Origin of the sequence: Nostoc sp. (genome assembly GCF_036917275.1) — a bacterium.
Classification (GTDB): Bacteria; Cyanobacteriota; Cyanobacteriia; order Cyanobacteriales; family Nostocaceae; genus Nostoc.
Genome location: NZ_JBALDF010000009.1, coordinates 179,095 through 192,332 on the forward strand (window position 1 = coordinate 179,095; position 13,238 = coordinate 192,332).

Consider the following 13,238-nt stretch of genomic DNA (forward strand, 5'->3'; position numbering starts at 1 on the left):
AAACTTTTAACTTTTGATAATGGGCAATTTGGGACGGAGAATGGCGCATTGGACATGAAAAAATTACCAATGCCCAATGCCCAATACCCTATTTTTCAGATTTGCTGAGTCCAAGATCGTTTTCCTCAGCATACCGTTCCATGAAGCGCATAAAGCGATCCCATTCTTGGGGAGATTTCATCACGTAAACTGCTTCTAATGCTTCTGGTTTTCCGTTGACAAACTTACCCTTAACTTCACGGGTAATTATCTCCCCTTCTTCGTCAATCAAGTACATTCCGGTAATGTCTTCGGTGCTATTTTGATCTAAAATCTTCGGATTCGTAAAAATAAACGTCGCTGTACCGCTTTCGCCACTGCGCGATCGCGTCAGGCGCACCTCTGGAGTTACTTCTTCGTCAAGACCTTTAGAAAACTGGATTTTCGCCATGATGAGTGAATTTAAACTTTTGTGATGGTTAATTTAATATTCTCTCATCAATTAGAACACCACGGTCTACAGGCTACTGTTATTCTTCTTTTTAGTGTATATACTTAAACCGCTTCTTTTTCAAGTAACAAAGTTACGGGGCCATCATTTTCAATTGTAACTTGTACCCACGAGCAAATTTAGTCCCCGCCCAATTTTGCCGACAATTTCATCATTAACTCTAACTTGAGATGATTTAACTCGCTGGATAACAACGCGCATTTTAATCTAAACGTTGATCAACGTTTCAATTTTAGAGCAATGTCTACGAGGGGCTACGCCTACGCTATTCTCTCATTTTCATTGCCCAAAATCGATGGCGGAGCCATTAAAAATCCATTCCCAGGTGGAACCTGGGAACGAGTACGAGGATTAAACTCTTAACTCCTCACTCCTAACTTTTATTTTCCAAAACCTTTACCGCGAGAGGTTGAAGGTAGACAAATACAGTTTTCGAGTTGAGTAATTAAAGCCTCACGATCCAAATTTTGACCAATCAGCACTAGTTGGTTTTTCAATTTACCTTGCCATTCATCATCATCCAAGGTAAAGCGTTTACCACAAAGGTGGAAAATATGACGCTTCGGACTTTCATCAAACCACATAATCCCCTTTGCTCGGAAGATATTTGAGGGTAGCTGGTTATCTAAGAAATACTGAAACTTTCTAATAGAAAAAGGCTTGTCACTTTGGAAAGATATGGAAGTAAAACCATCATTTTCTAAATGATCAGAATGATGGTGATGTTCGTGATGGTCATGGTCATGATCGTGATGATCGTGACCGCATGTTGAGTGGTCATGATCATCATGGTCGTGATGGTCGTGATGGTCATGGTCGTGTTCATCCACCACTGTGTCAAAATATTTATCAGACTCAAACAGACCAACACTCAGAATTAAAGGAAGTGGCACTTGCGATCGCGTGGAGCGGATAATTCTCGCTCCTTCCTTAACTTCGTTAATTTTTCTTTCTAACTCATTCAAAGTGCCTTCATCAACTAAATCAGTCTTGTTCAGCACAATGACATCGCCATAGGCAATCTGGCTGTATGCCGCCTCAGAGTTAAATAAATCTAGACTGTAATTTGCCGCGTCTACTACGGTAATAATCGAATCCAAGCGGGTTAAATCCCGCAATTCTGTGCCCAAGAATGTTAGAGCTACTGGTAGCGGATCTGCCAATCCAGTTGTTTCTACTACTAGATAATCTAGATTTTCTTGGCGTTCTAAAACTTTGTAAACTGCATCTACCAAATCATTATTAATAGTGCAGCAGATACAACCATTATTTAGCTCCACCATGTTCTCACCAGTGGAAACAATTAGCTCGTTGTCGATGCCAATTTCGCCAAATTCATTCACTAAAACAGCGGTTTTTAAACCCTGTTGGTTGTTGAGGATATGATTAAGTAAAGTCGTCTTGCCACTACCGAGAAAACCCGTAATAATTGTTACTGGCATTCCTTGTTTGGGCGTATCCATTGCGGAAGATTCGGGTGTAACTGCTGATTGCATAGCGCTGTTATCAAATAGTCAAAAGTAGTAATGTAGCGCAGATAGTCCAGAAAACACTAACATAGGGATGCTGGACTGTCATCCCAGCTGCCTTACCCTATTATTACGTATCTTCTTATTTCAGCATTACTCTGTTATGACCCTAACCCTTTACAATACCCTCACCCGTCGTCAAGAACCGTTTGAAACAGTCGAACCAGGCAAGGTTAAGATGTATTACTGCGGCGTGACGGTGTACGACTACTGCCATTTGGGTCATGCGAGAGCTTGCATTGTTTGGGATGTAATCCGCCGATACCTCCAGTTTATCGGCTATGAAGTCCGATATATCCAAAATTTTACTGATATTGATGACAAGATTCTGAATCGAGCCTGTGTTGAACATTCATCAATGGAAGCTGTAGCCGATCGCTTTATCAAAGCATATTTTGAGGATATGGCGCGGTTGGGGATTAAAGAAGCTGATGAGTATCCCCGTGCTACCCACACAATCAATGGCATTTTGCGGTTAATTCATGAGTTGGAAAATAAGGGTTTTGCTTACCCTGCTGACGGTGATGTGTATTATCCAGTACGACAGTTTGCTGAGTATGGCAAGCTTTCTGGACGCAAGTTAGAAGATATGCAAGCCGGGAAAAGCGAGCGCGTCAACGTGGATGATCCAGAATACCAGAAAAAGAAAGACCCCTTTGATTTTGTTTTATGGAAAGCAGCAAAACCGGGAGAACCTGCTTGGGAATCACCTTGGGGCGCAGGTCGTCCTGGGTGGCATATAGAATGCTCGGCAATGGTACGCGATCGCTTGGGTGATACCATAGATATTCATGCTGGTGGTACTGACTTAATTTTTCCCCACCACGAAAATGAAATTGCCCAATCTGAGGTTGTGACAGGAAAACCCCTAGCGCGTTACTGGTTGCATAACGGCATGGTGACAGTAGATGGTGAAAAAATGTCCAAATCTTTGGGCAACTTTATCACTATTCGAGAATTGCTGGATCGAGGAGTTGACCCGATGGCAGTGCGGTTATTTGTGCTGACTGCTCAATATCGCACACCAATTGATTTTAGCGATGAAGCGATCGCCGCAGCAACTAATGGTTGGCACACCATTAAAGAAGGTTTACTCTTCGGCTACCAATACGGCAGACTACTAGGCTGGGAACTGGGAACTGGCTCACTAGTCCCTGAAACTGTTGAACATTTCCAAGAAACTGTGAATAACGACTTTAATTTTCCTGGTGGGTTAACAGTGCTGTTTGAATTAGCCAAAGAACTGCGCCGTGAGGGAAATATTATTGTACATCAAGGGAAAACCGAAACTTCCCCTGATGAGTTAAAGCGTCAATGGCAAACTCTTGTCACGTTGGCTGGAGTTTTAGGTTTAGAAGCCGAGATAGAAGCGGAAACTGACAAGAGTAGTGGTTTAAGCGATGCGGAAATTGAAGCGAAAATTGAGCAAAGGCAACAAGCACGCATTGCCAAAAATTTTGCCGAAAGCGATCGCATTCGTGACGAACTTCAAGTAGAAGGTATTACGCTAATTGATAGTCGTGATGGCACACGCTGGCACCGGAATTAGAGGGTACTGAGAACTGGGGACTAGGAATTGAATTCTTCCAAATGCCCCATGCCCAATGCCCAATTCCCAATTCCCAATTCCCAATTCCCAATTCCTTAAATTATGTGGTCTGAACTCAAAAAAGCGATCGCTAGTTTCGACATTCCCGCTGATTGGATCGGTATTAGAGCCGTAAAGGAGACTTATACTACCCGTTCAGTCCGTGACGGCTTACCTCAGGTAAATGGCAAATCCTTCACTATAGGAGCCATGCTGGAAGTTTTGGTAAATGGCTGTCTGGGTTATGCAGCTACTAACTCTCTGGAACTGTCTTCCCTACAAAATGCTGCCGAAACAGCCTATAAACAGGCACTAGCAGCCAGTGAATGGTGGATACATCCCTTCCGTGAAAGTGAGCGCCCTAAAGTCGTTGGTGAATATAAATCCCCATTTCTTGAGCCATTGGATGCTCTAAGTCCAGGAGAAATCAACGATTTACTGGTTCGGATTTGCCAAAAGTTGAAAGTTGACGACAAGATTGTGCAAACTATAGCCAGTGCTAGCACCATTGAGAGAGAATCTTGGTTTATTAGCAGCAACGGCTCAGAAGTCTATCAAAAAATACTATCTATAAGCACTAATTATGGAGCCACCGCCCAAGATGGAGCGGTTGTACAGCAGCGCAGCAACAACGGCTCACAATCAAATTGTTACCAAGGTGGACTAGAGCTTTTAAAAAAAGAAGACTTATGGCATCGGGTGCGGCAAATTGGCGAACAAGCAGTAGAACTCTTGACAGCAGAAGAATGCCCAACCACCCGTACCAATTTAGTTTTAGCCCCAGACCAAATGATGCTGCAAATCCATGAAAGTGTTGGGCATCCCCTAGAAATTGACCGAATTTTGGGAGATGAGCGTAACTATGCTGGGGGCAGCTTTGTAAACAAAAGTGATTTTGGCAATCTAGTATATGGTTCGCCACTGATGAACATTACCTTCGATCCCACCGTCGCTGGTGAATTTGCTAGCTATGGCTTTGATGATACGGGTGCTGTAGCAACGCGGGAGTATTTGGTAAAAGAAGGTGTACTCCAACGGGGTTTAGGCAGTCTGGAAAGTCAAGCAAGAACAGGTGTACCAGGAGTTGCCTGTGCCCGTGCTTCCTCATGGAATCGACCAGCGATCGATCGCATGGCAAACTTGAATTTAGAGCCTCTAAACACTAGCTTTGAAGACATTATTGCTGGGATAGAACACGGCGTTTACATGGAATCTAACCGATCTTGGTCAATTGACGATCGCCGCTACAAATTTCAATTTGGTTGCGAGTACGCTAAATTAATTGAAAATGGTAAATTTACCAAAACCCTCCGCAATCCTAACTATCGCGCCACAACACCAGAGTTTTGGCACAGCTTAATCCAAGTTGGAAATGCTGACAACTGGGAAATGTATGGTACTCCTTATTGTGGTAAAGGCGAGCCAAATCAGGCCATTTGGGTAGGACATGGCTCACCTGTTTGTGTATTTGCTAATGTCGAAGTTTTTGGTGGAGGAAGTTAAAAGAGTGCATTATAAGTTAGGAGTACAGACGCGATTAATTGCGTCTGTACAGGGGTTAGGAGTTATGAATTATAAAATTATTCAACTTTTAATTCAAACTCATCACTCATAACTCTTAACTTTCTCCCTCTTACTATTACCTATTAATATTTAATATCCATGAAAATTGAGGAATTATCTGCGTTAGAAGTCAGCTTTAATCAACTGATTGGAAATCTCCTGAACAAAAAAGCAGAAAATGAGCAATTTACTGTGAGACTAAGCAGTGAAAGAAGTCAATTTACTCGTTTCAATCATGCGAAAGTGCGACAAACTGGTTGTGTTGCTGATGGTTGGATCGAACTGACTTTGATGGCAGACCAGCGCAGCAGTGTTCGACAGTTTCCCTTTACTGGAAATTGGGACGTAGATTGGCAGTTAACATATACTGCTTTGCAGGAACTACGTGACGAACTTATTCTATTACCCATCGATCCATATCTAGTTTTACCATCAGGAACTAACACCAGCCGGGAAGTTCATTTGGGGCATTTATTGGCATCGGAAGCAGTAGTACCCAATGTGCTGGAACTGGTTACTGAATTGGATTTTACTGGCATATACGCTGGAGGTGTTGTAATTAAAGCTTATGGTGATTCTAACGGACAGAAACACTGGTTTGCTACTGATTCTTTTACCTTAGATTATTCTCTCTTCTCTATATCTGGACAAGCAGTTAAGGGAACATTTGCCGGGAGTAATTGGGATAAATCTGCTTATATAGCCAAAATCAGCGAAGCCAAAAAGCAACTAGAATTGCTTTCTCGTCCAGCTAAAGAATTACCACGGGGACAGTACAAAACTTATTTTGCACCTGCTGCTGTTGGAGATTTATTAATGATGCTTTCTTGGGGATCTATCAGTGAAGCTGATATTCAGCAAGGAAACAGTGCTTTAGCTGCTCTATGGCGTCAAGAAAAACAACTTTCGACTGCATTTAGTTTGAAAGAAAACTTTCAGCGAGGATTAGTACCACGATTTAATGAATTAGGAGAAGTCGCAGCACCGGAGTTACCTGTAATAGAAAAAGGATATTTGGTAAATACTTTAGTGAATTCTCGAACTGCTAAGGAATATCAAAAAATTGCCAACGGTGCTAATGTTTCAGAGACTTTACGAGCGCCAGAAGTGAGTCCGGGAAATTTGGTATTTGAGCAGATTTTACCGAGTTTAGATACCGGATTATATGTATCTAATTTGCATTACTTGAATTGGAGCGATCGCCAAACTGGGAGAATTACAGGTATGACCCGTTATGCTTGTTTTTGGGTAGAAAACGGAGAAATTATTGCCCCCATTGAAAACTTACGTTTTGATGAAAGTCTCTACCGATTTTGGGGAGAAAACTTAGTAGATTTGACCAATTTTCAAGAATTCATTCCCGAAGTGGGAACATACGAAAGTCGCCAACTAGGAGGTAGTTTAGTTCCTGGTATGCTGGTGGAAGATTTTACTTACACGTTGTAGTAACAATGTCGGGCAAAAACATCATATTCTTAGTAGAGATGCGAAATTTCGGATCTCTACAGCAAATTATTAAATCATCTATTTCTGTAAACTGCATTAATTACAATATCATTGTTGGGTTTCGCTATTGCTTAACCCAACCTATAATTTTTCCCCATCTCTTGTTAGAACCCCTATTTTTTCTTACCAGGAGGTGAATTGCGTTGGGTGAGGTTATCAATTTGTAATTGTTGCCGTCCGTTGGTGATAACTCGCAACATCTCTTTGAGATCCTGCTCAATATTTTCCAAGATGCCATCGGCATAAGCATCAGCACCATCTTCAATTTCTTGAGCCTGAGCGATCGCAGTTTGTCGCATTTGCTCTAACTCTTGCTGACAAGCATACCGTTTGCGGTCAATTTCGGCAAGGGTTTCTTGCATCATTGCCTCACACTCTTGTTGCACTTGTCGCCGCAGTTGTTCAGCTTCTTGTTCTGCCTGTTGAATAATATCGCTTTCAGCTAAAATTTGCGCTCTTTTTGCTTGTGCGGACTCAACAACCTGCTGTCCATACTCTTCCGCTTCTAGCAGAACTTCATCCTTTTGATCAAGGATGACTGCTGCTTGTTGAAAAAGTGATGGTAAAGCAAGCCGGATGTAATCAAGCTGATCGAGCAGCTTTTCTTCATCTATGAGAGTGCGTCCTGTCAGCGGAATCCTGAGACTAGAGAGAACCATTTCCTCTAGGCGGTTGAGTTCCTGCTGAATATCTATGCTTCCCTCTCCACTGAGATACTCTTGAGGGGGGGGATTGCTTCCGTTGAGATTGGGTTCAACATTGGAGAGTTGTGATTGTAGCATTGGTATATATCCAGGGCAATGTGTGGGGGAACGAGATGATCGATAGAGCCACCAAACCTTGCAATCTCTTTTACCACACTACTACTTAAAAAACTATACTCATTTGAGGTTGCCAGAAAAACTGTTTCTATTTGGGTAGAAAGAGTTTTATTAGTGTGAGCCATTTGCAGTTCCACTTCAAAATCTGACACAGCCCGTAAACCCCGAAGTAAAACTTGTGCTTGTCGCATTTGAGCATAGTTGACGGTAAGACCGTCGAAGCTGTCTACTTCTACATTAGGTAGATGTTGTGTAGAAAGACTGATCTGATCTAGCCTTTGCTGCACGCTAAAAAGTGGCATTTTATTGGGGTTCCGCAGTACAGCGACAATCACGCGCTCAAACAGCCGACTACCGCGCCCGATGAGGTCAAGGTGTCCCAAGGTGATGGGGTCGAAGCTACCAGGATAAATAGCAATCACAATTTTAGATATGTCAAAGTTGTTTAGGTGATTATATCGAAACTCTTTTGTGTAACTTACTCAAATTTACCATCTTGCGCTCTGAGTAAGAATGCTAAACTCAATTGTTTTAGTAGCACAAGTTATGCTCAACTAGGCGTTAGGAACTATAGCGGTTCTCACTTCGGTGCAATATAGTCGCAACCTCACCCCTTTTGTTTGCTAAAAAGAGGGGTTGGGGGTAAGGTTGAACAACCTATTTCATGCAAACGAGAACCGCTATAAACTCCTAAATATGGATGCTGGATTTTTACCTACGTCCCCATAATGTTGTGGAGGATTTAAGTGTAGTTCCAGTATTCGAGACGTAAGAAACTCCGTACTTAGCAAAGTGCGCGGGTAGTTAACGAACTTTTCTAGGTAATTTTTCATGGCACTGGATTTTTCCATCTTGCCCTTGGCGTTTCAATTTACTTCTCCAGGACCGATTCTGGTGAAATTAGGGCCATTAGCTATCCGCTGGTATGGCTTATTGATTGCCACAGCAGTGTTAATTGGCGTCATCCTTTCCCAGGATTTGGCAAAGCGCCGTAATGTTAATCCGGAGTTGCTAGGCGATTTATTTTTTTGGTTGTTGATTGGGGCAATTCCTGGCGCACGGCTATATTACGTTTTCTTTGAGTGGTCAAAATATGCCCCAACTCCAGGAAAAATCTTTGCGATCTGGGAAGGAGGTATTGCCATTCATGGAGCGATTCTTGGTGGCGTTTTGGCTGCGTTAATCTTTGCCAAAATTAAGCAGGTTTCTTTTTGGCAACTGGCAGATTTAGTAGCGCCTTCGCTGATTTTAGGGCAAGCGATCGGACGTTGGGGCAATTTCTTTAATTCTGAGGCTTTTGGCGATCCTACTGATTTACGTTGGAAGCTGTATATTCCACCAGACCATCGTCCTCTAGAGTATGCTAGTTTCGATTACTTTCATCCCACCTTCCTGTACGAATCTCTGTGGGATTTAATGGTGTTTACGCTATTAATAACCTTGTTTTTCCGGTCTTTATCCGGTAAGCCACGCCTGAAAGTAGGCACACTGTTTCTAGTTTACTGGCCAGCCTATAGTTTAGGACGCTTGTGGATCGAAGGTTTTCGCACTGATAGCTTAATGCTGGGGCCGTTAAAAATGGCACAAGTCGTCAGTAGTCTAGGAATTTTATTGGGATTAGTTGGATTAGCTTGGCTTTACTTACTCAAACGCCCTTTACCCGATGTAGTTCCTACTCCTAAGGGAAATGGGGAGAGTGGAAGATGAAAAAGTAGGGGAGAAAGAATAACTAATGCCCAATACTCAATGTCCAAAAAATAAAAAATGCCCCAGAGTATTCTCTAGGGCTTAACCAGGGTGCATCTACCATTACTCTCTACTAGGCAAAGAGGGTGAATCCGGAAAGATACTGAGAAAATAACAAAAAAGTTTTTTGAGGGATTGCCGTGTGTTCTTCTAAAAGTGGATATACAGAAAACCTGAGCTATAAAAAAACACTATATGCCATAGAACCATCTGTGTACATTGTCGGAGCAGGCCCTGGAGATCCGGATTTATTGACGGTGAAGGCGCAGAAAATACTGGCTGTTGCTGATGTGATTTTATTTGCTGATTCTTTAATACCCGAACAGATTTTAGAACTTTGCCGAAAAGATGCGGAGATAATTAGAACTGCGAATCAGACTTTAGAAGAGATTTTGCCGATTATGATTGATCGGGTGCGATCGCAACACAAATCTCTAGTCCGTCTTCATTCTGGCGATCCTAGTCTCTACAGCGCCATCCACGAGCAAATGCACCTCCTCGCTGAGGCAAATATCCCTTTTGAAGTTATACCTGGTATCAGCGCCTTTCAAGCTGCTGCTGCCAAACTCAAAGTAGAGTTAACTGTCCCTGGTTTAGTCCAAACCATCATTTTGACGCGGATTAGTGGACGTACAGAAGTCCCTGCTACTGAAGAATTAGCCTCTCTGGCGGCACATCAGGCTAGCCTCTGCTTATATCTCAGTGCGCGTCACGTGGAAAATGCTCAAGCTAAACTACTCGAACATTACCCAGCCGAAACCCTGATTGCAATTTGCTTTCGCATCGGATGGCCTGATGAAAAAATCAGGGTTGTCCCTCTAAATCAAATGGCAGACTGCACTCATCAAGAAAAACTAATTCGTACTACACTTTATATCATCAGTCCAGCCCTCTCGACAGCAAAAGGGCGATCGCGTTTATACCATCCCGAACATAGTCATCTATTTCGCTCGTCTCATCACTAAATGCTAGGGCATTGGGCATGGGTAACAGGTCTTTGAGGTGGATGAATGAGTCTTGGAACCAATGCTTCAGGGATTTCCAAGAAATAAATTATCCAAATAAACGTAGACGCTTCGGCTTGCCGCAGGCTACCACAGAGACGCAGAGAACACAGAGAGGAGAAATAAAGAGGATTTTTGCGTCAGTTTTGGAATATTGTTTTATTTGGAAGTCCCTCAACTTCTAACTCTCCCTCATTCCCCTGCTTTCCCACTCCCCATCTCTCTAATATTTGTACTCTGTACTTCTGCGTTTCGATAAACTTAACAATGTGAAGAAAATCAAAATTTCCAATTCGGTACTATGCCATTAATTAAAGTGCAAACTTCTGCATCTGCTCCTCCTCAAGCTGAAATTGAGTCAATGCTTTTAAATCTATCAGCCAAGTTAGCGAAACATTTGGGAAAACCAGAATCTTATGTAATGACTGCTTTTGAACCGGGAATCCCCATGACCTTTGCAGGCAATACAGACCCGGTTTGTTACATTGAAATTAAGAGCATCGGTACAATGAAGCCAGATCAAACCGCAGCAATGAGTCAGGACTTTTGTCAGCAGATTAACCAAACTCTAAATGTGCCTAAAAATCGCATTTACATCGAGTTTGCAGACGCCAAGGGGGCAATGTGGGGCTGGAACGGCACAACCTTTGGATAATTACCCATCTTCTTTGATCAAGACTAAGTTAATCTGGCAGGTGTAGGATAGAGATCCTACATCAATTCGTGATTTTTTTATGTCTGCTACGCCTCTTGTATCTCAAGTTAACTCACACAACCCAGAAAAATCAGAATTAATTCCACCCCTACTAGGTGCCACCGTTGCAGAGTTAAGCACTTGGGTACAGCAGCAGGGACAACCTGCTTATAGAGGAAAGCAACTACATGAATGGATCTATGACAAGGGGGCGCGATCGCTAGCTGATATTTCTGTCTTCTCCAAACAATGGCGCAAAGAAGTAGCAGAAATCCCGATTGGGCGCTCAATTTTACATTACCGCTCTGTGGCACCCGATGGCACAGTCAAATATCTTTTACGATTAGCAGACGATCAAATTATTGAAACTGTCGGCATCCCTACCTTTGCAGAAGCGGGAGATGGGCCAAAATCCCGTTTGACAGTTTGCGTCTCTACTCAGGTGGGTTGCCCAATGGCGTGTGATTTCTGCGCTACTGGTAAGGGAGGCTTCAAGCGCAACCTAGCACGGCACGAAATTGTCGATCAGGTGTTAACTGTACAAGAAGATTTTCAGCAACGAGTTAGCAATGTGGTGTTTATGGGACTGGGTGAACCGTTGTTGAATACTGAGAATGTCCTAGCAGCGCTGAAATGCCTAAATCAAGATGTTGGTATTGGGCAACGATCGCTTACAGTTTCAACTGTTGGGATTCGCGATCGCATCCGTCAGTTCGCGCAAAACAATTTGCAAATTACTCTCGCTGTGAGTCTCCACGCACCTAACCAAGCACTGCGGGAAAAACTCATCCCCAGCGCCCGCGCCTATCCTCTTGAAGATTTGCTGGCTGAATGTCGAGAATATGTAGAAATCACTGGACGCCGCGTTACCTTTGAATATGTTCTCCTTGCTGGTGTCAACGATTTACCAGAACATGCATTACAACTGGCGAAACGCCTGCGAGGATTCCAAAGTCATGTGAATTTGATTCCCTATAACCCTATTCAAGAAGTAGACTACAAACGCCCCAACCGCGATCGCATTCAAGCATTTGTCAACGTCCTTAAGCAACAAAATATTGCTGTTACTGTCCGTTATTCCCGTGGTTTAGAAGCTGATGCTGCTTGTGGACAACTCAGAGCAAGTAAAAATTAAACTTTTTGCAGTCAATTTTATGAATTAATTAAGACTAGTACAGCACGGCGGAAATAAACAACCCATTTCAAATCAACGAAACGTTTACGCTGTATTTCTTTTGACTTTTGACTTCTGACTTTTGACTTCCGCCTTGCGGTACTAGCCCTTTCAAGGTGAGTCATAAAATCTTAGTTCTGGCGATAAAATCTCTACTTTATCTATGTCGCGCCAGTTGCTTTAAGCCGGGAAACCGCAAGGGCGCAGTGGCTTCTCTGTGTCTCTGCGGTTAAAAAGTAATTTATGGAATTACTCCATACGCAGAGAACATAGAGATCAGAAAAATTCTTATCAAAAAATTTTACTCACCTTAGGTACGGTGGATTACGGAAATCCGGCAAACCATGTCAAAAATTTAAATGTATAATTTAATTAAGATGAATATCTTAAAAAGGATATTTTTATGCAAAATCAAGATAATGCACTGGATATAACCTTGATTTAGGAAGCTATTCTCAATGCACTGATATTTAGAGAACGTTATGGACTGAAGACGCCGAAGGAATCGCGCAAGCCCGTAACGGTGAATAAAGCATTAACTTTAGTTAGCTATTTCAAGCCCCTGCATTTATGTATCGGGTAATTATGAATTATTTTGCCATTTTAAGGGTTTAGCGATCGCTCAACCCAACCTATAACAATTGAGGAAATAACTGTATGTTGAATCGCTTATTAATGGTTAAAGCATGGCTACTATTGATTGTGCTTGCAAAAGCCTTATCGATGAATTCTCCTGCATCTGCACAAGTAATTCGGACGAATCTTCAACAAACCGAGTCCTTTCAAGAAAGAATGACACAACAACAAGAGCAGCGAAATCAGCAAACACAACAGCAGTTTAAGGAAACATGGCTACGGCAAAACCTTCAAGATCCACGATCACAACAACAACAACAGATAATACAACAGCAACAACTGATCCGCCAGCAACAATTAAGACTACAACAGGAAGAAACAAGACTACAACAGCAAGATTTTACACAACAGCAACAACTGAGAATACAACAGCAACAATTCAGACAAGATCAACAAATTAGACAACAGCAATTTAGATTACAAGAACAGAGACTACAGCAACAATACAGACAACAGAAGAACAATCTGTAAATTCTTCAAAATTTCT

General features: G+C 42.4%; 12 protein-coding genes and 1 pseudogene. 8 read left to right on the forward strand and 5 right to left on the reverse strand.

Annotated features, from left to right (window positions below; all coding sequences use genetic code 11):
• Positions 1–88 precede the first annotated feature (88 nt).
• The 3 genes and pseudogenes from psb28 to V7K35_RS04320 form a co-directional block, all read right to left on the reverse strand.
• Positions 89–430 (reverse strand): photosystem II reaction center protein Psb28, encoded by a 342-nt coding sequence (psb28, locus tag V7K35_RS04310; RefSeq protein ID WP_334797572.1) that lies wholly within the window; start codon positions 428–430, stop codon positions 89–91.
• 165 nt (positions 431–595) lie between these two features.
• Positions 596–691, reverse strand: a pseudogene (locus V7K35_RS04315) (D-aminoacyl-tRNA deacylase); the annotation flags it as partial.
• Between the two features lie 179 nt (positions 692–870).
• Positions 871–1,986, reverse strand: coding sequence for a CobW family GTP-binding protein (locus V7K35_RS04320; protein ID WP_335076645.1), 1,116 nt, complete (start codon positions 1,984–1,986; stop codon positions 871–873).
• 136 nt (positions 1,987–2,122) lie between these two features.
• Between V7K35_RS04320 and cysS the strand changes: the two genes are divergently transcribed.
• The 3 genes from cysS to V7K35_RS04335 all read left to right on the forward strand — a co-directional run bounded on the left by cysS (position 2,123) and on the right by V7K35_RS04335 (position 6,616).
• The gene (cysS, locus tag V7K35_RS04325) at positions 2,123–3,568 is read left to right on the forward strand and encodes a cysteine--tRNA ligase (RefSeq protein WP_335076647.1); all 1,446 of its coding nucleotides are present in this window, start codon (positions 2,123–2,125) and stop codon (positions 3,566–3,568) included.
• A gap of 102 nt (positions 3,569–3,670) precedes the next feature.
• Positions 3,671–5,110: a TldD/PmbA family protein gene (locus V7K35_RS04330; protein WP_335076649.1), complete on the forward strand. Its 1,440-nt coding sequence runs from the start codon at positions 3,671–3,673 to the stop codon at positions 5,108–5,110.
• A gap of 159 nt (positions 5,111–5,269) precedes the next feature.
• Positions 5,270–6,616 carry a TldD/PmbA family protein gene (locus tag V7K35_RS04335; RefSeq protein ID WP_335076650.1) on the forward strand — a complete coding sequence of 449 codons (1,347 nt, stop codon included), beginning with the start codon at positions 5,270–5,272 and terminating at the stop codon, positions 6,614–6,616.
• A gap of 173 nt (positions 6,617–6,789) precedes the next feature.
• Here V7K35_RS04335 and V7K35_RS04340 read toward each other — a convergent pair whose 3' ends face one another.
• Positions 6,790–7,458 carry a DivIVA domain-containing protein gene (locus tag V7K35_RS04340; RefSeq protein ID WP_335076652.1) on the reverse strand — a complete coding sequence of 223 codons (669 nt, stop codon included), beginning with the start codon at positions 7,456–7,458 and terminating at the stop codon, positions 6,790–6,792.
• A complete protein-coding gene (gene coaD / locus V7K35_RS04345; RefSeq protein ID WP_335076655.1) occupies positions 7,368–7,919 on the reverse strand; it encodes a pantetheine-phosphate adenylyltransferase in 552 nt (183 codons plus the stop codon). The genes V7K35_RS04340 and coaD overlap by 91 nt, the downstream gene beginning before the upstream one ends.
• A 409-nt stretch (positions 7,920–8,328) precedes the next feature.
• On the opposite strand from coaD, the gene lgt reads away from it, so the two are divergent.
• From lgt to V7K35_RS04370, 5 genes are all read left to right on the forward strand, one after another.
• Positions 8,329–9,204, forward strand: a complete 876-nt coding sequence (gene lgt, locus V7K35_RS04350) for a prolipoprotein diacylglyceryl transferase (protein WP_335076657.1) — start codon at positions 8,329–8,331, stop codon at positions 9,202–9,204.
• A gap of 179 nt (positions 9,205–9,383) precedes the next feature.
• Complete coding sequence (gene cobM / locus V7K35_RS04355; protein WP_335076659.1) at positions 9,384–10,208, forward strand: precorrin-4 C(11)-methyltransferase; 825 nt, start codon at positions 9,384–9,386, stop codon at positions 10,206–10,208.
• Positions 10,209–10,548: 340 nt separating this feature from the next.
• Positions 10,549–10,902 carry a phenylpyruvate tautomerase MIF-related protein gene (locus V7K35_RS04360; protein ID WP_335076661.1) on the forward strand — a complete coding sequence of 118 codons (354 nt, stop codon included), beginning with the start codon at positions 10,549–10,551 and terminating at the stop codon, positions 10,900–10,902.
• A 79-nt stretch (positions 10,903–10,981) separates the two neighbouring features.
• Positions 10,982–12,076, forward strand: coding sequence for a 23S rRNA (adenine(2503)-C(2))-methyltransferase RlmN (rlmN, locus tag V7K35_RS04365; protein WP_335076663.1), 1,095 nt, complete (start codon positions 10,982–10,984; stop codon positions 12,074–12,076).
• Positions 12,077–12,772: 696 nt separating this feature from the next.
• Positions 12,773–13,222: a hypothetical protein gene (locus tag V7K35_RS04370; protein WP_335076665.1), complete on the forward strand. Its 450-nt coding sequence runs from the start codon at positions 12,773–12,775 to the stop codon at positions 13,220–13,222.
• Positions 13,223–13,238 lie beyond the last annotated feature (16 nt).